A 423-nucleotide genomic window follows, 5' to 3' on the forward strand; every position below is an offset into this window, starting at 1 on the left:
GTCAACAAGACCAGGGACGAGGCGATGCGCGCCTGGCGGGACGAGGAGGACAACCGCGCCCTGTTCGAGCGCGACGATCGGGAGGGCGACGGCCCGCACATCCTCAATCGCAGCTTCTCCGGCACCTACTGAGGTCGCCGAGGGTGGAGGAGGGCCCGGCCGCAAGGCCGGGCCCTTTTCTTTCCCTGCCGCCGCCGCAAGAGAGAGGCTGAAGGAGAATCCGATGACTCGCGCCTGGCATCTCAAGTCCCGCCCTGCGGGCATGCCGACGATGGACAATTTCGAGCTCAGGGAAGTGGCGTCCGCGCCGCTGAACGAGGGCGAGGTCCGCGTCCGCAACCTGTGGCTGTCGGTGGATCCCTACATGCGCGGGCGGATGAACGACGTGCAGAGCTATGTCGCGCCCTTCGCGCTGGGCGAGCC

The 423-nt window shown here is 67.8% G+C and carries 1 pseudogene; it reads left to right on the forward strand.

The features are described 5' to 3' along the window. Positions 1-223 precede the first annotated feature (223 nt). Positions 224-423: pseudogene (locus AC2JF9_RS09745) on the forward strand (hypothetical protein); the annotation flags it as partial.

It is taken from the genome of Lactobacillus sp. C449L (assembly GCF_059900815.1).